At 63.1% G+C, this 18107-nt stretch carries 17 protein-coding genes and 1 tRNA gene; 6 read left to right on the top strand and 12 right to left on the bottom strand.

The window, feature by feature from the left end; genetic code table 11:
* Positions 1–2: 2 nt before the first annotated feature.
* The 4 genes from AC2CGI_RS20465 to AC2CGI_RS20450 form a co-directional block, all read right to left on the bottom strand.
* Positions 3–1175: a tyrosine-type recombinase/integrase gene (locus AC2CGI_RS20465; protein ID WP_130054970.1), complete on the bottom strand. Its 1173-nt coding sequence runs from the start codon at positions 1173–1175 to the stop codon at positions 3–5.
* Positions 1176–1337: 162 nt separating this feature from the next.
* Positions 1338–1432 (bottom strand) — tRNA-Sec (locus AC2CGI_RS20460).
* A gap of 98 nt (positions 1433–1530) precedes the next feature.
* On the bottom strand, positions 1531–2874 hold the full coding sequence (locus tag AC2CGI_RS20455; protein ID WP_484593965.1) for an esterase-like activity of phytase family protein: 1344 nt from the start codon (positions 2872–2874) through the stop codon (positions 1531–1533).
* A gap of 75 nt (positions 2875–2949) precedes the next feature.
* Positions 2950–4149, bottom strand: a complete 1200-nt coding sequence (locus tag AC2CGI_RS20450; RefSeq protein WP_076741164.1) for a cyanate transporter — start codon at positions 4147–4149, stop codon at positions 2950–2952.
* Positions 4150–4275: 126 nt separating this feature from the next.
* Between AC2CGI_RS20450 and AC2CGI_RS20445 the strand changes: the two genes are divergently transcribed.
* Positions 4276–5130, top strand: coding sequence for a LysR family transcriptional regulator (locus AC2CGI_RS20445; RefSeq protein WP_076741165.1), 855 nt, complete (start codon positions 4276–4278; stop codon positions 5128–5130).
* 6 nt (positions 5131–5136) lie between these two features.
* On the opposite strand, the gene AC2CGI_RS20440 is transcribed toward AC2CGI_RS20445, so the two are convergent.
* Both AC2CGI_RS20440 and AC2CGI_RS20435 read right to left on the bottom strand, forming a co-directional pair.
* Positions 5137–5577 (bottom strand): hypothetical protein, encoded by a 441-nt coding sequence (locus AC2CGI_RS20440; protein WP_021504140.1) that lies wholly within the window; start codon positions 5575–5577, stop codon positions 5137–5139.
* Positions 5528–6148 (bottom strand): nucleotidyltransferase domain-containing protein, encoded by a 621-nt coding sequence (locus tag AC2CGI_RS20435; RefSeq protein ID WP_021504141.1) that lies wholly within the window; start codon positions 6146–6148, stop codon positions 5528–5530. The genes AC2CGI_RS20440 and AC2CGI_RS20435 overlap by 50 nt, the downstream gene beginning before the upstream one ends.
* Before the next feature lie 206 nt (positions 6149–6354).
* Here AC2CGI_RS20435 and AC2CGI_RS20430 point away from each other — a divergent pair, with 206 nt between their 5' ends.
* From AC2CGI_RS20430 to AC2CGI_RS20420, 3 genes are all read left to right on the top strand, one after another.
* Positions 6355–7743: an amidohydrolase family protein gene (locus AC2CGI_RS20430; RefSeq protein ID WP_076741166.1), complete on the top strand. Its 1389-nt coding sequence runs from the start codon at positions 6355–6357 to the stop codon at positions 7741–7743.
* Between the two features lie 100 nt (positions 7744–7843).
* Positions 7844–8395 (top strand): isochorismatase family protein, encoded by a 552-nt coding sequence (locus tag AC2CGI_RS20425; RefSeq protein ID WP_004934049.1) that lies wholly within the window; start codon positions 7844–7846, stop codon positions 8393–8395.
* Between the two features lie 2 nt (positions 8396–8397).
* Positions 8398–9321 (top strand): GlxA family transcriptional regulator, encoded by a 924-nt coding sequence (locus AC2CGI_RS20420; RefSeq protein ID WP_021504143.1) that lies wholly within the window; start codon positions 8398–8400, stop codon positions 9319–9321.
* Here AC2CGI_RS20420 and AC2CGI_RS20415 read toward each other — a convergent pair.
* A complete protein-coding gene (locus AC2CGI_RS20415; RefSeq protein ID WP_021504144.1) occupies positions 9316–10308 on the bottom strand; it encodes an acyltransferase in 993 nt (330 codons plus the stop codon). The genes AC2CGI_RS20420 and AC2CGI_RS20415 overlap by 6 nt on opposite strands.
* A gap of 217 nt (positions 10309–10525) precedes the next feature.
* On the opposite strand from AC2CGI_RS20415, the gene AC2CGI_RS20410 reads away from it, so the two are divergent.
* The gene (locus tag AC2CGI_RS20410; RefSeq protein ID WP_004934040.1) at positions 10526–11773 is read left to right on the top strand and encodes an MFS transporter; all 1248 of its coding nucleotides are present in this window, start codon (positions 10526–10528) and stop codon (positions 11771–11773) included.
* Between the two features lie 53 nt (positions 11774–11826).
* Here AC2CGI_RS20410 and AC2CGI_RS20405 read toward each other — a convergent pair whose 3' ends face one another.
* The gene (locus AC2CGI_RS20405; RefSeq protein WP_075684580.1) at positions 11827–12453 is read right to left on the bottom strand and encodes a LysE family translocator; all 627 of its coding nucleotides are present in this window, start codon (positions 12451–12453) and stop codon (positions 11827–11829) included.
* 121 nt (positions 12454–12574) lie between these two features.
* Between AC2CGI_RS20405 and AC2CGI_RS20400 the strand changes: the two genes are divergently transcribed.
* Complete coding sequence (locus tag AC2CGI_RS20400) at positions 12575–13486, top strand: LysR family transcriptional regulator (protein ID WP_015376176.1); 912 nt, start codon at positions 12575–12577, stop codon at positions 13484–13486.
* Here AC2CGI_RS20400 and selB read toward each other — a convergent pair.
* The 4 genes from selB to AC2CGI_RS20380 form a co-directional block, all read right to left on the bottom strand.
* A complete protein-coding gene (selB, locus tag AC2CGI_RS20395; RefSeq protein ID WP_076741167.1) occupies positions 13476–15332 on the bottom strand; it encodes a selenocysteine-specific translation elongation factor in 1857 nt (618 codons plus the stop codon). The genes AC2CGI_RS20400 and selB overlap by 11 nt on opposite strands.
* The gene (gene selA, locus AC2CGI_RS20390; RefSeq protein ID WP_076741168.1) at positions 15329–16723 is read right to left on the bottom strand and encodes an L-seryl-tRNA(Sec) selenium transferase; all 1395 of its coding nucleotides are present in this window, start codon (positions 16721–16723) and stop codon (positions 15329–15331) included. Before selA ends, selB begins: the two co-directional genes overlap by 4 nt.
* Before the next feature lie 66 nt (positions 16724–16789).
* Positions 16790–17395: a glutathione S-transferase gene (locus tag AC2CGI_RS20385; RefSeq protein ID WP_076741169.1), complete on the bottom strand. Its 606-nt coding sequence runs from the start codon at positions 17393–17395 to the stop codon at positions 16790–16792.
* 35 nt (positions 17396–17430) lie between these two features.
* Positions 17431–18081 (bottom strand): DcrB/PsbP domain-containing protein, encoded by a 651-nt coding sequence (locus tag AC2CGI_RS20380; RefSeq protein ID WP_004934023.1) that lies wholly within the window; start codon positions 18079–18081, stop codon positions 17431–17433.
* Between the last annotated feature and the right edge of the window lie 26 nt (positions 18082–18107).

The raw sequence follows: 18107 nt of genomic DNA, 5'->3' as shown, positions 1-18107 counted from the left end.
AATTATTTCCTGGGGTATAGTTGGTCGGCATAAAATTGAAGCATGCGATTCCTGCCGTCAAGATACTGAGCATGGTTATAGATACCACGAATGTTATTCTTATCTACATGCGCTAGCTGCATCTCAATCCATGCAGACTCAAAACCCTGCTCATGCAGGATAGTGGACATCGTATGCCTGAAACCGTGACCAGTTGCTCGTCCCTTATATCCCAACAGTTCTATTACCTGATTCACACTTTCCTTACTTATAGGCTTTCTACGGTTGTTTCGTCCAATGAAAATGTAAGGATAGTGACCGGTGATCGGTTCTAGTTGCTTAAACAACTCAATTACCTGTGTGGAGAGTGGCACCAAATGCGGGCGGCGCATTTTCATGCGCTCGGCGGGAATCTCCCAGATACCCCGCTCAAAATCAATTTCCTCCCATGTAGCAAAGCGCATTTCTTGCGTGCGGACGCCGGTCAGCATAACGATCTTCGCTGCATTCTTCGTGATGATGCTGCCGGTATACCCTTCCAAGTCCTTAACAAAGTAAGGCAGTTCTTCAGCCGAAAGGAACGGATGGTGCTTTTGCTTAGGCACAGCCAGCGCACTGGCGAGATCTGGTGCTGGGTTGTACTCCGCTCTGCCGGTAATAATTGCGTAACGGAAGACCTCTCCGCAGCGCTGGCGTACCTTACGGGTTTTCTCCAATGCCCCACGCTTCTCAATGCGCCGCAGCACTTCCAGCAGCTCTAACGGCTTAATTTCGGCAATGGGGCGTTGACCAATATACGGAAACACATCCTGCTCAAAGGTGCGCATGATTTCTTCTCTGTAAGCCAGAGTCCACCGGTCAGCCTTGTTCGTGTGCCACTCGCGGCTAATAGCTTCAAAGGAATTCTCAACAGAAAGCTTCTGAGCGAGCTTTTGCGCCTTTTTCTCGGCTACAGGGTCAATGCCATTAGCAACTTGCTTACGGGCCTCTCCGCGCTTTTCCCGCGCGTCGGCCAGCGTTACCAAAGGGTAGGTACCAAAGGACATTAGCTTGGCTTTTCCGGCATAGCGATAGCGAAAACGCCAACCTTTACTCCCGTCAGTGTTGATAAGGAGAGACAGGCCTTGGCCATCGTTGAGGGTGTAGGGCTTTTCCTGCGGCTTGGAACGTCGAATTTGTATGTCAGTTAGGAGCATGTGTATAAGTGGATTCTGTGTATAAAAAAATTATACGCACCATTATACACATTTTTCTCGGATTCAGGCGGTAACGCACGGACACCAGCGGACAATAAAATCACATAATCAATTGATTTTATGCATTTTAATGGAATTTTCAGGAACTACCCGGACAAGCTTTGGCGGAAGATCACAGGAGTCGAACCTGCCCAGGACCGCTGGCGGCCCCAACCGGATTTGAAGTCCGGCCGCCCCACCGGGGACGAGGATCTTCCTTGGAGAAGATAAGAAGCAAGGCGCTGATTATAGCGCAGTTTGTTCGCTGCGCTAAGCGGGAAATGGCGGCCGCCGGCGATTCGGCGGCCGGGGGGAGCTACTTCAGGAAATCCTTCACGTCCAGCAGGATGAACTCGTTGTCATCCGCCATATTGGGCTGGCGGCTGGAGGAGAACGGGAAGTTGTTGTCGTTGCCGACGATGATATGGTTGGCGTCCACCACGTCCACGTTCTCGATGGTGAAGAACGGGAAGGTCAGCACGCCGTCGTTCAGCGGCTTGCGCGCCAGCTTGTTCGGGTCCTGAATGTTCATCAGGTCGATATAACCCAGTTTCTCGACCGGTTTGCCGACGTTGGCGTCCGAGAAGGCGATTTTATATACCCGCTTAAACTTGGCAACCTGGCTGAAGCAGTTGGCGGTCGGCGCGCCGGCGGCGCAGGCTTTATCCGGCGTGCCTTCGCCGTTGTCGCGCTCGATCACCAGCCCGTGGGTGGCGTCGATCATGTTGAAGTCGCCGATGGCGTTCTGGTTGTCTTCCAGCACGTACTGCCAGCTGCGGCCGGTCCAGGCCTGCTGTTTCACGTCGAACTCCAGCACCCGCAGGTAGCGTTTGCCGCCGACGTTCTCGAACTGCTCGCCGTCCCACAGCGCCCCTTCCAGCAGCGGGTACAGCTTGCTGCCGTCCGGCGAGGCGGCCATACCTTCAAAGCCTTTGGAGCGCGCCACCTGGAAGTTCTGCTTGCCATCCGGCGCGCCCGGCAGGGTCAGCGTCGGGTTGTCCGGCGATTTCACGACTTTGCCGTCCACCAGGGTGTCGAACACCGCCAGCACTTTGCCGTTCAGGTCGGCCTTGATCAGGTAAGGCCCAAACTCTTCGCCGATCCATAAGGCATCGTCGGCAAACTGGAAGCTTTCCGGATCGAAATCGCTGCCGGTCAGATAACGCTTCTCGGTGCTCTCGTTGATGATATGGAACGGCACCTTTTTATCCGGATCGTGCAGGAACACCGTCTTCAGCGGCGCGACCGTGCCGTCTTTAAAATCGATCTTGTAGTGATTGAGGTACAGCATGGCGTCCGGCGAATTGGCCTTACTGCCGAAGCCGTTGTCGGTCAGCACCCAGTAGGTGCCGTCGGGCATGTGTTTGATGCCGGAGTGGCCCTGCAGCGGCTGACCGTCGATCGGCAGGCCGAGGCCGGTCAGGCGATCGGCGGATTTGCCCGCCACGCTGCCCAGCTCGGTGACGCGTTTGCCGCTGGTGTACTTGCCGCTCTGTTGCAGATCGCTCGGCGCGTCCTTCGGTGTGGAAACGGCGGATTTCACCGGCAGCAGCGCATGCCCAGCCAACGTCGCTTGCACCGGCTGCGCGTCGGCCCACAGGTTGGCGCTCAGCGCCATGCAGCCGACCAGCAGCGCCAGCCGGGTTTTGGTGTTGTGCATGTCATTGTCCCTTTTCGTTGTTATCGCCCAGAAGTAAAAGCAACGTCACTATAGGGAGCGGCAATGACAGAAATATTATTCGGCGAACGCCCGCCGGTAGCTGTGCGGGTGGAAGCGCCAGGTAATGGCGATCAGCACCACCACCAGCAGCGCGTGGATCTGCCAGTCCAGCACGAAGCCGCCGCTGTAGTCGCGCAGCAGGCCGGAAAGGTAGGGCGTCACGCCCGCCAGCAGGAAGCCGACGCCCTGCATAAAGGCCACCAGTCGCCCGGCCGCCGCCGGCTGATGCAGGTGATCGAGCGCCAGCACCAGGCACAGCGGGAACGCGCCGCCCAGCCCCAGCCCGGAGAGCAGCACCCACAGCCACGGCAGCGTCTGCGGCAGGTAAATCAAGCCGATAAAGCCGATCAGTTGCATCATCAACGCCAGCAGCAGCAGCGGCCGCCGGTCATGATTGCGCGCCAGCGCCGGCAGCAGCAGCGCGCCCACGACCTGGCCGAAGGTCATCAACGCCAGCAGCGAACCGCTGGCCTGCGGCTGCCAACCGAGCTGCATGTAATACGGCGGCAGCCAGGCGATCAGGCTGGTATAGCCGCCGTTGATCAGGCCGAAATAGGCGCCGAGCAGCCAGGCGCGCCGGTTGCGCAGCAGGCTTGGCCCGCGGTTTTCACCCGCCGCGCCCAGGCGAGACAACCCGCGGCTGACCGGCCACCAGGCCAGCAGCGCCACCAGGGCCGGCAACGCCCACCAGGCCAGCGCGCTGTGCCAGTCGTGGCCCGCACTCATCAGCCACGGGGTGATCGCCGCACCCAGCCCGCCGCCGCCCATCAGCGCCGCCGACCACAGCCCGGCCACCAGCGCCATGCTTTTAAGGAAGTGATGCTTGATGATGCCGGGCATCACCGCCTGGATCACCCCGATGCCGAGCCCGCCCAGCACCGCACTCATCAGCAGCTGCACGCTGCCGGGGGCCAGTTCGCGCCAGAGCGCGCCCAGCCCGATCGCCAACAAACTTAACGCCACGGCGCTGCGTTCGCTGAACAGTCGGTTGATGGCGCCACCCGCCAACGCCATCAGGCCCATCATCAGCACCGGCAGCGTGGTCAGCAGCGCCGCGCCGCCAAAGCTCAGCCCGGTGGCCTGGCGCAGCGTCGGCAGCAACGGGCCGATCGAGGTCAACAGCGGCCGCATGTTCAGGCCGATCAACACCAGCGCCAGCAGCAGGGGGTTGAACCAGCGACGTGGAGAAGGTGAATTAACAGAATGATTTAACAAGGTATATTCCTGGTACTGCAAAATGAAGAGTGTGGCGTCACAGTGCGATCGCCGCAGCGTTGCGTTACTGTAGGCAACGCCGCTAGTATTGGGAAATTAAATAATAAAATAGCCAACAGTGGGAAAATGAATCGCTACCCGATGTTCAATCCGCAGCTGCTGCTCAGCTTCGTCGCCGTGTGCGACAGCAACAGCTTCACCCGCGCCGCAGAGCGGGTGTTTTTGTCGCAGTCCACCGTCAGCCAGCAGGTGCGCCGGCTGGAGGAGATGCTGGGCAAGCCGCTGTTTGAGCGCTCCTCGCATCAGGTGCTGCTGACCGAAGAAGGCGTCAAGCTGTTGAGCTACGCGCGCCGCATTATCGCGCTGAATGAAGAAGCCCATGACGCGCTGACCGGCATCTGGCGCGACGGCGTGCTGCGGATCGGCATGCCGGAAGATTTCGCCGTGCCCACCACCGAGCTGCTGGCGGAATTCAGCCGCGAGCACCCGCACCTGCGGCTGGACGTCGCCAGCGGCCTGAGCGCCGATCTGCACAGCGCCTACGCGCGTGAAGAGCTGGATCTGATCCTGGTGAAGCAGCGCCGTCAGCAACCGCCGCGCGCCGCGCGGCCGGAACCGCTGCTGTGGCTGGACAGCCTGGCCTTCCCGGCCATCGAGCAATCGCCGGTGCCGCTGGCGGTGTTTCCGCTCAGCGGCCTGTACCGCGACGAGCTGTGCCAGGCGCTCGACAACCTCGGCAAACGCTGGCGCATCGGCTACAGCAGCGCCAGCCTGGCGGCGTTAACCGCCGCTTCCGCTGCCGGGCTGGGCGTCACCCTGCTGCCGGCCGGCTGCCGTCTGCCAGCGCATCGGGTGCTGGGCGAAGCCGAAGGATTGCCGCCGATAGACAGCTTCGAACTGGCGCTCTACTACCGCGACGGCGCCCCCGCCGCCACGCTGGCGCTGGCCCAGCGGCTGGCGGTGTTTTGCGGGTTGAAGTGAGATCGCTTACGCCACTATCGGCGGGTATTCACGCTGCAGCCAGTCGATAATCCGTACCCACAGCGCTTTGGTCTGCTCAAGGCAAGCCTGTACCGCCGCGTCCGTCACCAAATCGCCGGAGTAATCCGCCACATTGCGCTGTTTTCGCAATGCATCCAGGCAGATCATTGCCTCGCGCGGCAACCCTACGGTGAGCGGCAACGTTTGGATCACGGTCTGGTGATGACCGGGTTTGCTGGTCAGCGTACGGTACCCCTTGGCTTGTAAAGCGGCATTAGCCATTTGCATGATCACCTTATATGCCGTGTCGAAACGGCTCTCATTGCTGAGCTGAGTGATATCCGCATCGCGTCGGTTGCGCGCGGCGGCGGCCAGCAATTTTTTAATCGCCCCTGCGTCAGGCGTTATCACCTCCAGTCCCAGCCCGACCAGATTGTCCAGCGTCATCCTTGTCTCCCGCAATCCAAAGTTGGGGTTTCTGCATAATGTCCTGTATAAACGCGGAGTTCTCGGCCAAAGCCGCCCGCCACTCTTCCGGCGAGTACAGTTTGGGGTTAATTTCCCGACCCAGCGTTTCCTGCAGCGGGTAAACCGCCTGAATCACCTCCGCAAAAGACAGTTTGCCGACAATCAGAACATCGATATCACTGGCCGCCGTCGCTTTGCCACTGGCGACAGAACCAAAAATAAAAGCGCGTTCAATAGCTTCGCCAAACGCTGCCAATGTCTGCCTTAAGCACTCCGCCGGCCCGCAAACCTTGCGGAAAATAGCCGCCAGCTCTGGGAAAATCAGGCAATCAGCGTTGGCCTGATAGCAAATTTGGTTGCCCTGCCGCTGCCTGAGCAAAATGCCCCCCTCAGCCAGCCTGCTCAACTCTTTATGTAAAGTCCCGGCCTGAGTTGCGGTACGCCGCGCAATTTCCCGCACGTGAAACGCTCGCCCGGGCTCAATAAACAGCAGGCTTAGCACTTTTCTACGGTATTCGCTGAACAGCAGCTCGAGCATCGGTTCGTGCATCACGCTAACCTCAATGTAGCTTTAATGACTACAAATGTAGCCATTAAAGCTACGAAAGAGCAAGCCAGGAAAATCCTTGCCCCGGCGCACGCCGGTCATTACCAAATCGAATAGTCACCAGTGGCAAATGTCGCTGCCAACCGGCCGCTTCCTCTCCTAAATTGGAGGATGTTTTCACCCCTCATCTCTGGATTAAGGAACCGAACGTGGAAAACCCTCAACAACCGGGCCGCAGAGCCTTCCTCAGCCAAACCGGCAAACTCACCACCGCCTGCGCGGTGATCGGCCTGACCGGTGGCGTGGCACAGGCCGCGTCTCCTGGCGGCGAGCCGTGTGCGCCAACGCCGATGACCCTGACCGATCGCCACTACTGCCTGAGCGAGGTGCGGCTGGAAGACGGCTTTGAATACGACGGCGACACGGTGATCGGCACCCGCACCGCGCTATACACGCTTGAGATCAAAGACGGCAAGATCGCCGCCATTCACGCCGCCAACGCCGCGTTGCCCGCCGGCGTGCCCCGCTATCAGGCGCAGGGCCGGCTGCTGCTGCCGGCGTTTCGCGATATGCACATCCACCTGGACAAAACCTTCTACAGCGGCCCGTGGCAAGCGCCGCGCCCGCGCCAGGGCAAAACCATCATGGACATGATCGCGCTGGAGCAGACGCTGATCCCGAAACTGCTGCCCACCTCGCAGCAGCGGGCGGAAAATCTGATCGCCCTGCTGCAGTCCAAAGGCAGCACCGTGGCGCGCAGCCACTGCAATATCGATCCGGTCAGCGGCCTGAAAAGCCTGGAGCACCTGCAGCGCGCGCTGGAAAACCACCGGGCGGACTTCAGCTGTGAAATCGTCGCCTTCCCGCAGCACGGCCTGCTGCACTCCAAAGTCGATGCGCTGATGCGCGAAGCGATGCAGATGGGCGTGCAGTACGTCGGCGGGCTCGATCCGACCAACGTCGACGGCGCGATGGAGAAATCGCTGGACGCCATGTTCCAGATCGCCCTCGATACCGGCAAAGGCGTGGATATCCACCTGCATGAAACCAGCCCGGCCGGGGTCGCCGCCATCAACTACATGATCGCCACCGTGGAGAAAAACCCGGCGCTGCGCGGCAAGGTCACCATCAGCCACGCTTTCGCCCTGACCACGCTGACGCCGGGCGAACTGGCGGAAACCGCCACCCGGCTGGCGGCGCAGCAGATCACCATCGCCTCCACGGTGCCGATCGGCAGCCTGATGATGCCGCTGCCGCAGCTCAGCGAGAAAGGGGTATTCGTGATGACCGGCACCGACAGCGTGATCGACCACTGGTCGCCGTTCGGCACCGGCGACATCCTGGAAAAGGCCAACCTGTACGCCCAGCTGTACCGCGGATCCGACGAGTATCACCTGTCGCGCGCCATGGCCATCGCCACCGGCGGCGTGCTGCCGCTGGACGATAAGGGCCAGCGCGCCTGGCCGAAAGCCGGCGATGCCGCCGAGTTCGTGCTGGTCAACGCCAGCTGTTCCGCCGAGGCGGTCGCCCGCCTGCCGGCGCGCAGCGCCACCTTCCATCAGGGGCGCCTGGTGGCTGGCCAGGTGAGCAAAGCCTAAGGTCGGTCCGCTGTTGTCATCATGATGGCCGTTTTTGGCCTTCTGCCAGAGTAATGAGCGGCGCAATATGGTCGCTACACACACTGGCGGAGGGCCGAAAATGTCACAGAGCGCGTTATTGATCATCGATGTCCAGCAATCATTCCAGCACCGTCCATTCTGGCAGGAGGACGATCTGCCGGCGTTTCAACAGGCGCTGACCCGTCTGATCGCGGGCTGTCAGCAACGCGGCGCGGCGCTGGTCGACGTGCTGCACGTCTCGCCGCAGGGGCCGTTCTCGCTGGCTTCAGGCCACGTGCAGCGCCTGCCGTTCCTCACCCACCAGGCGGATATCACCGTGCATAAGCATGTACACAATGCGCTGACCGAATCCGGCCTCGACGCCTGGCTGCGCGAGCGGGATATCAACCACCTGATCATCTCCGGCATCCGCACCGAACAGTGCTGTGAAACCACCACCCGGGTGGCGTCCGATCTCGGTTATCGGGTGACCTTCGTCACCGAGGCGACGCTGACCTTCCCGATGCGCCATCCCGACGGTGAAGTCTTTACCCCCGCGCAGCTGAAGCGGCATACTGAAACCGTACTGGTCGATCGTTTCGCCCGCATCGCCAGCGTGGATGAGGCGCTGGCGCAACTCGCACAGGAGTAACCATGCCGCAGGCCGTCTATTTTCTGCTGTTGCCCAACGTGCTGTCGCTCGACGTCAGCGGCCCGGCGGAAACCCTGCGCCTCGCCGGGTCGTTCAGCCTGCGTTACCTCAGCCCGGCGCCGCAGGTCGTCTGCTCCATCGGCATGACGCTGAGCGGCCTGCAGCCGTTGCCCGAACGCCTGGAAGACGGCGCCATTCTGGTGCTGCCGGGCGTCGGCGATTCGCAGCGCTATTTCGCCGGTGAAGAGGCCGAGCAGGCCCGCCGCTGGCTGGCGACGCTGCGGCCCGATCTGCAGCAGCAGCGCATCACCCTGGTGTGCATCTGTTCCGGCGCGCTGCTGGCGGCGCAGGCCGGGCTGCTCGACGGCTATCAGTGCACCACCCACCACGACGTCATCGAACGCATCCGCCTGCAGGCGCCGGCGGCGCAGGTGAAAGAGAACCGCATCTTCGTCGAAGACCGCGGCGTCTACACCAGCGCGGGCATCACCACCGGCATCGATTTGGCGCTGCATCTGGTCCACCGCCACTGCGGCTCCGGCCGGGCGCGCGACGTCGCACGCGACATGGTGGTTTATTTCCGCCGCGCCGGCGACGATCCGCAACTGTCGCCCTGGCTGCGTTACCGCAACCACCTGCACCCGGCGGTGCACCGCGCGCAGGACGTGATGGCCGCCGAGCCGGAAGCCGACTGGTCGGTGCCGCAGGTGGCGGAGAAGGCGCACGTCAGCAGCCGCCATCTGGCGCGGCTGTTTCGCAGCCACGTCGGCATCAGCGTACGGGAATATCATGAGCAGCTGCGGTTGGCGGTGGCGCAACAGCGCCTGCAGCAAGGGTATGGGTTGGAGAAGGCCGCGCTGGCGGCCGGTTTTTCTTCCGGGCGGCAGCTGCGCCGCGCCCAGCAGCGCCAGCGCTCGCCGCTATGACACCAGCCGGCGGGTATCCAGCCGCTGCAGGCCGACAGACAGCAGCAGGCTGAGCCCCAGCGCCACGCCGAACACCCAGAAGATATCCAGCAGCGGGTGGCCGGTGAAATCCAGGTGCCGGCTGCGCATCACGTTAACGATAAGGGCGTGAAAACCGTAAATCGCCAGCGAATGGCGGGAAAATACGCTCAGCCAGCCGATCGGCTGCGGCAAACAGTGTTTCACCCACACCAGCAGCGCCACCGCCGCCATAAACACCAGCGGGCCGCTGTAGATGTAGTAGGTATCGGCGAAGTTGCCGTTGATGAACAGCTGATGCTTGGTGCCGCGCGCGATCAGCGCCACGCACAGCGCAAATCCCAATGCCGCCAACCAGCCCACGGCGCGCCCGCGCGCCTCCATCATGCCAATCGCCCGCCCGGCCAACGCATACAGCAGGTAGTAGAAGGTATCGCCGTAGATATAGAGGTTAACCGGCAGCAGGTGCGCGTTGCCGAAGGCCAGCTTGTCGGTATTCGGGTTGGCGATCGCCGCCAACACCACCAGCGCGACGGCCAGATAGCGGCGCGACACCGACTTGACGCCGATCAGCGGCGACAGCAGGTAAATCACCGCGATGGCGTAGAAAAACCACAGGTGGTAAAACACCGGCTTTTGCAGGATGCCGCGCAGCGACGGCCAGAAACCGATCTTGGTGAAGGCCGCGATATAGATCAGCGCGATGGCGCTGTAGAACAGAATGCAGCAGATGATGCGGGTGAAATGCCGCCGGCCGGCGCTCTTTTCGCCGAAGAACAGGTAGCCGGAAATCATAAAGAACAGCGGCACCGACACGCGCGACAGCGAGTTCAGTACGTTGGCGATGTCCCAGTTGTGCAACCCTATCGCCGCGCCGTTGGTGACGTAATAGGTGGTGGCGTGGATCATCACCACCATCATGCACGCCATCGCCCGCAGGTTGTCTATCCAGCCGATTTTCTCGCTCAAACGCTCGCCCGATCTTGTGTCATATTGATATGTTAAGAAGAGGTTATCGGGCACGGCGTTCGGCGACAACCCAAAAGCGAAATATCAGAATGCACTTAAACAACACCTTATGATTGCGAAGGTGAACAATTGGCGGCAAAATAGCCGCCACAACTCGCTCAGTTTGCGCTTCCCGCCCTGGCAGTTCCTTTTTCTCTTTTACTATCAGTACAATAATATGAAAACGACATTACCACCTGCGGCACGTTTGGGCCGGCAGGCGCTTTTATTCCCTCTTTGTCTGGTGCTGTTCGAGTTCGCCACCTATATCGGCAACGATATGATTCAGCCGGGCATGCTGGCCGTCGTGGCGGATTTCAACGCCGGCGAAGAGTGGGTGCCCACCTCAATGACCGCCTATCTGGCCGGCGGCATTTTCCTGCAGTGGCTGCTCGGGCCGCTGTCGGATCGTCGCGGCCGTCGCCCGGTGATGCTGGCCGGGGTGGCGTTCTTCATCGTCTCCTGCCTGGCGATCCTGCTGGTCACCACCATCGAGCAGTTTATCGCCATGCGTTTCCTGCAGGGCATCGGCCTGTGCTTTATCGGCGCGGTCGGCTACGCCACCATCCAGGAGTCGTTCGAGGAGGCGGTGTGCATCAAAATCACCGCCCTGATGGCTAACGTGGCGCTGATCGCCCCGCTGCTCGGGCCGCTGGCCGGTGCGGCGTTGATCCACGTCGCGCCGTGGCAGAGCATGTTTGTGCTGTTTGCGGCGCTGGCGGCCATCGCCTTCTACGGCCTGTGGAAAGCGATGCCGGAAACCGCCACGCTGCAGGGCGAGGCGTTTTCCGCCGCCAACCTGTGGCGCGACTACCGCCAGGTGCTGGGCAACCGCCGCTTCCTGTGCGGCGCCCTGGCGATCGGTTTCGCCAGCCTGCCGCTGCTGGCCTGGATCGCCCAGTCGCCGGTGATCCTGATCAGCGGCGAGTCGCTGTCGACGTTGGACTACGGCCTGCTGCAGATCCCGGTGTTCGGCGCGCTGATCCTCGGCAACCTGACGCTGGCGCGCCTGACCGGCAAAAACAGCGTGGAGCGCCTGATCAAGCTGGGCGCAGGCCCGATGCTGCTGGGGCTGCTGATCGCCGCGCTGGCGACCCAGTTCTCCAGCCACGCCTACCTGTGGATGACCGCCGGCCTGAGCCTGTACGCCTTCGGCATTGGCCTGGCCAACGCCGGGCTGTACCGCCTGACGCTGTTCTCCAGCAACGTCAGCAAGGGCACAGTGTCGGCCACGATGGGCATGCTGAGCATGATGGTGTTCACCGTCGGCATCGAGCTGGCCAAGGTCGCCTACGTCTGGGGCGGCAGCGGGCTGTTCAACCTGTTCAACCTCATCAGCGGCCTGTGCTGGCTGACGCTGGTGGCGCTGTTCCTCGGCAAACGCCGCAACGGCGACCCCACGCCGCAGCCGAACGGCGCGGCGTAAACGCGACGATAAAACGCCGGTCCGGTTTCCCGACCGGCGTTTTTTATGCGGCTTCAGCCGAGCAACCCCCACAGTGCATACCCCGCTCCCACCACCGCCACCGCCAACAACAGCAATGCCGACAGGACAGAGATCGCCCGCCGCGCGCGCTGCAGCGCCGTTCCCGACAGCAGGGTGATATAGGTCAGCAAAATGGCGAAGTCCGCCAGCACCCACAGCGCGGTCAGCAGCGTCAGGCTGGCGCCGATCGAGGGGGTGACGGCGATGAACTGCGGGAAAAAGGCGACGAAGAAGATAATGTCTTTGGGGTTGGCGATGCCCACCAGAAAACCGTTCAGGATCGCCGAGCGTTTTTGCGGCGGCGCAACGGGCTGCGCATCGGGGGCTCGCGCGGATAAATCCTCATACAGCGAGACGATCGCCATACGGCCAATAAACAGGCAACCCAGCAGGCCTATCCACTGCAGCAAGCGCATATCCACGGCGAACAGCCCGGTGATAATCAGCGCGGCGACGCCGATCAGCAACAAGGAGGCTCCGTTGCTGCCCAGCGCGGTCAACAGCGCACGCCGGGCGCCAAAGCGCGCCGCGGTGTTGGCCACCATCACCACCACCGGCCCCGGCGTGGCGATCAGCAACAAAATGGCGGCGAAATACGCCGCCAGCAACGACAGGTTCATCTTTATTTCACTCACATTCAGTCAGTTGGCGTCGCGCCATTATCATGCCGCCGCCCCCGCCTTGAAAAAGGAGTAATCCTGTCGTTTACTGTGAATCAGACTCATTATTAGAGACGCCGCGATGGCCAGTTCCCTTCCGCCGCTTTACGCCCTGCGCGCCTTCGAAAGCGCCGCCCGCACCGGCTCGTTCACGCTGGCCGCCGAGGAGCTGCATCTCACCCCGAGCGCGGTCAGCAAGCACATCAAAACGCTGGAGCAGCACTTCGGCTGCCGGCTGTTCCAGCGCAACGGCCCGCGTATCGAGGTCACGCCGCAGGGGAAAATCTTCGCCGCCGAGCTGCAGCAAGGGTTTGGCCGCATCGAGCAAGCCTGCGAGCTGTTCAGAAGCCACCGCGATCTGCTGCGGCTGAAGGCGCCCTCCACCCTGACCCTGCGCTGGCTGCTGGACTGCCTGAGCCGGTTCCGGCAAACGGCGCAGGCGTTCGAGGTGCAGGCAGCCAGCGTCTGGATGGACATCGACAGCGTGGATTTTTTCAGCGAACCCTACGACTGCGCCATCCTGCTCGGCAACGGCCATTTTGGCGCCAATACCGCCGCCGCCAAGCTGTTCGACGAATGGCTGATCCCGATTTGCGCCCCCGCGCTGCTCGCCGACGGGCAGCGGGATCTCGCCGCCTGCCCGCTGATCCACCCGTCGCCCGATCGGCGCGACTGGCGGCGCTGGCTGCAGAAAAGCGGCATCGCGGCCCCGATCGATCTCATGCGCGGCCAGGTATTTGATTCGCTGGAACAGGGCAACGCGGCAGCCATTGCCGGGCACGGCGTCTCGATCGGCGATCTGGCGCTGAGCCTGCGGACGATTGAGGAGGGATTATTGGTGCTGCCTTGTGACGTCGCCGTGCGCACCGGCGACGGTTACTATCTGGTATGGCCGGAAGAATCGGCAAAACGGCCGCTGATCGAACGTTTACAGGCGTTTCTCACCGCCCAAACGCCCGACGTCAGCCGGGCCGCCGTCAGGTTTATCGGGTAGGGGACTCGCTACCGAACAACCCGCCGTCGCGCAGCAGATGCTCGTTGCCCTTGCGGCGGGTAAAGCCGCTGCGATCGAAGAACTCCAGCACCTGGATCGCCAGCTTGCGCCCGACGCCGAGCCGATCGCGGAAATCGGCGGCGTTGGCGCCCCCGCGCTCCGCATCCAGCTCGCGGATCAGCGCCGCGAACTGATCGATGCGTCGGCTGAGGTAATAGCGATCCACCACCACCGCCGTCACATGGCCCAACTGAGCCGCCTTGCGCAGCAGCGCGCGCACCCGGCTCTCTTCCTCGCCCAATTCGCTCGCCAGATCGCGCACCCACCACGGTTCGTCGCCGAACAGCGGTTCGATGCGCGCCCACAGCGGCGCCTCTTCGGCACTGAACGCCAGGCCGTGTTCCGGCAGGTGCAGCCAGCCGCGCGTATTGCGCAGCGCGCCGGCCCGCAGCAGCCGATCGATCATCATAAACACCAATGCTTCAGGCTGCTGCGGCAGCGCCATGCGCCGCAGGCGGGCGCGCCCTAAGCCCAGCTGATCGGCGTGCTGTTGGTGATACTCCGCCAGCACCTGCAGCAGGCGGCTTTCCGCCTGTTGCACCTGATCCTGCGCCAGCGCTCGGTCACCGACGATCAGCAGATCGCGGTTCGCCAGCAGCTCGTCCAAGCCATCGTCCGTCAATTGACGCGCCCAGGCGAACGCCGCCAGTGACAGCGCGCCGTGCGGCAATTCAAGCGCCAGCGCCTGCGCATCGTCCTGCGCCAGCGCCAGGGCCTGCAGCCATGCCAGATAGTCCGGCTGACGCTTGCCGCGCTTGGGCGCATTCAGCCTGAGCACCCGAGCCGCGCCCAGCGTTTGCCGCGCGCCGATATCGCGCAGCACCAGCCGATCGTTCTGCGCCAACCACAGCGGACGATCGAGGATCAGTTCCGCCAGCCCGTCGTTCAGCAACGAAATGCGCCCGGTGATGTGGCTGGCGGCATGGTGCAGATGCAGCGGCTGCCAATGGCGGATCGGCCGATCCGTCTCCAGCGCCACCAGAATGCGTTCCGCCGCTTCGTGCGGACGCTGCGCCAGCAGCCAATCGCCGCGCGCGACCCGCTCTTTATCGACATCGCCGCTGATGTTAAGCGCAATGCGCTGCCCGGCCTGCGCCTGCTCCACGGTCTGATTCTGGGCATGCAGGCCGCGCACCCGCACCGGCGCGTCGGCGCCGGTCAGCCACAGCGTATCCCCCACCTTCACCCGGCCGCCGAGCGCGGTACCGGTCACCACCAGCCCCGCCCCTTTGACGCTGAACGCGCGGTCTACCGCCAGGCGAAAACGGCGCGTCAGCGCATGTTCAGCGGGCGACAACGCCAGCAAATGCGCGCGCAGCGCCTCGATGCCCTCGCCTGCCACCGCCGCGGTCACGAACAACGGCGCATCGGGCCAGCCCTGGCCCGCCAGCTCGTCACGCACCTGACCGCGCACCTCATCGATACGCGCCGCGTCCACCCGGTCGGCCTTGGTCAGCGCCACCGTCAGCGCCGGGCGCCCGCTCAGGCGCAGGATCGCCAGATGCTCGCGGGTTTGCGCCATCACGCCGTCGTCGCAGGCCACCACCAGCAACGCATGATCGATGCCGCCGACGCCCGCCAGCATGTTGGCGAGGAATTTCTCGTGGCCGGGCACGTCGATAAAGCCCAGCACCCGGCCGTCCGGCTGCGGCCAGTAGGCGTAACCCAGATCGATGGTCATGCCGCGGCGCTTTTCTTCCGGCAGGCGATCCGCGTTGATCCCGGAGATCGCCTGCAGCAGGGTGGTTTTGCCATGATCGACATGGCCGGAGGTGGCGATGATCATGATGCGCTCAGCGCTGCGATCAGCGCCCCTTCCTGTTCCAGACAGCGCAGATCCAGCCACAGCCGGCCGTCGCCGAGGCGGCCGATCACCGGCTGCGGCAGACGGCGCCAGCGTTCGGCCAGCGCTTCCAGCGTGGCACCGCGGCCGTCGCGCGGCGTGAAGGTCAGGGCATAGCTGGGCAGGCGATCCACCGGCAGCGAACCGCTGCCAATCTGTGACCAGCATGGTTCGGCGCGCAGCTCGAAATCGGCGGTGAACCGTGGCGTCAGCGCCGTCAGCAGCCGCTCGGCCGTCTGTTGCATCTCCTGCTGTGGGCGGGTCAGCAGCCGCAGCGTCGGCAGCTGCTCAGCCAGTTTTTCCGGCTGCAGATAGAGCCGCAGCGTGGCCTCCAGAGCCGCCAGCGTCAGCTTGCCGACGCGCAGCGCGCGTTTGAGCGGGTGCTGCTGCAAACGCGCGATCAGCGCCTTTTTGCCGACGATGATGCCAGCCTGCGGGCCGCCCAGCAGCTTATCGCCGGAGAACGTCACCAGATCGACGCCGGCGGCCAGCAGCCGCTGCGGCATCGGTTCGGCGGGCAGGCCGTACTGCGCCATATCGATCAGCGAGCCACTGCCCAGATCGGTGGCGGTCGGCACGCCCTGTTCGGCCCCGAGCTGCGCCAGTTCGGCCTCGTCGACCGCCGCGGTAAAGCCCTGAATGCTGTAGTTGCTGGTGTGCACTTTCATTAACAAGCCAGTCTGCTCGTTGATGGCCTGGCGGTAATCCTTCAGATGGGTGCGGTTGGTGGTGCCGACCTCGACCAATTGACAGCCGGCCTGGCGCATCACGTCGGGAATGCGGAACGCGCCGCCGATTTCCACCAGCTCGCCGCGCGACACCACCACCTCTTTGCCGGGGGCGATCGCCGCCAGCATCAGCAGCACCGCCGCCGCGTTGTTATTGACGATGCAGGCGTCTTCCGCGCCGGTCAGCCGACACAGCAGACTCGCCACCGCCCGATCGCGATGGCCACGCCCGGCGCCGTCCAGATCGTACTCCAGCGTCACCGCCTCCCCCATCACCGCGTTCACCGCATCCTTCACCGGCTGCGCCAGCAGGGCGCGCCCGAGGTTGGTGTGCAGCACGGTGCCGCTGAGGTTGAACACCGGCAACAAAGCCGGGCGTTGCTGCCGGGCCAGCTCGTCCCGTAGCGCCTGCGGCCAGTCGCCGCACCAGGCCGGCAAGCGTTGCCGTTGTTTGATCGCGTCGCGCGCCTGGGCCTGCAGCCGGCGCAGCAGTTCGCCGATCAGCGTCTGGCCATGCTGCGCCACCAGCGGTTCAATCGCGGGTTCACGCAGCAGGCGGTCGATGGCGGGCAGTTGGCTGTAAAGAAGGTGGGATTCAGTGCTCATGGTCGCTCGGTTTTCAGTTTAAACGTATCGGCATAGCAAAACCCCGCCGCGGCGGGGAGAAAAAACTCAGGGCGGCGCCGTGCGGGCGAAGCTTTCGCGGGCGAACAGGCGTTCGGCCAGTTTGACCAGCGCCGGGCGCTCGACGCACCAGTTGGGCAGGATGCGGCGGAAATTGAGGTAGCCCAGCGCGCAGCCGGTGGCGATATCCGCCAGCGTCAGCCGCTCGGCATTGAGCCACGTTTTTTCCCGCGCCAGCGCCTCCAGGGCGTCCAGGCCCTGCGTCAGCTTGTCGCGCTGACGCAGCATCCAGCTTTCGTCCTGTTTTTCCGGCGCGCGCCGGCTTTCACGGAACAGCGTCGCCGCCGCTTCGGTCACGCCGTCCGCCAACGCCGCCACCTGCCGGACGCGCAACGCTGCGGCGCGTTCGGCCGGCAAAAACGCCGGCTCCACCGCCAGCAGCTCGAGGTATTCGGCCACCACCGGCGAGTCGTAAAACACCTCGCCGTCATCGGCGATCAGCACCGGCACCTTGGCGAGCGGGTTCAACTCCTTCACCCGGCTGCCGGGCTCATACGGCGGATCGTTGACGAACTCGAACGCAATCCCCTTCTCCAGCAGCATCACGGAAATCTTGCGCACAAAGGGGCTGGTGTAACTGCCGATAAGCTTCATCCGGTCTCCTCCGCTTCGTCCTGGCTGCGGCGTCCTTACTTCACCGCCAGGGTATCGATAATCCGCTGCACCAGCGCCTGATGCACTTCCGGCGTTTTGGCCGGCGACAGCATTTGCAACGTCACCACCCGCTTGTTGAACACCGTCAACACCAGGGTGGAGACCACCTTTTGCCCGTTGACGGTCTGTTCGGTATCCACCCGGCGAAACTTCTGTTTGCCGACGCTGAAGTTCTCTTCTTTGGTGGTCTGGATATTCTGATAGCGTTCGGCCAGCACCGTGATGGCGCTCTGCGTCAGCTCTTTCAGCATTTTGTCGCTGGTGTTGAGCTTCATGCCGTCCGGCGGGATCACTTCGGACGAGACCGCGCTCTGGCGCGACTTGCCGTCAAGGAAGCGCTGAATGGTGGAGGTGCTGTCGTTGATGATGCCGCTGTTCAGCGTTTGATCGCTAAAGCCCGGCGGCAGCTCGAAGGTGATCTTGCCCTTCTGCAGCGACACGTTCAGCCCCGGCGGCGCGGGCGGGGTTTCTACCGGCGCAGGCGGCGGCGGTGGCGCGGGCTGCGTCACGGTCGGCTTGGTGTCCGGCGGCGGCACCGCCGGTTTGGTGTCGTCTTTGTTGTCGCAGGCCGCCAGTCCAACCGCCAACACGGCGACCGCGGTCAGTTTTGCCAGGGTGTTTAACATCGTGGTTCCTTTCGCTTGGCGCGTTA

The sequence above is a fragment of the Serratia sp. LSHTC3 genome (assembly GCF_057197125.1).
This window is presented reverse-complemented; position numbering and strand designations above follow the sequence as displayed.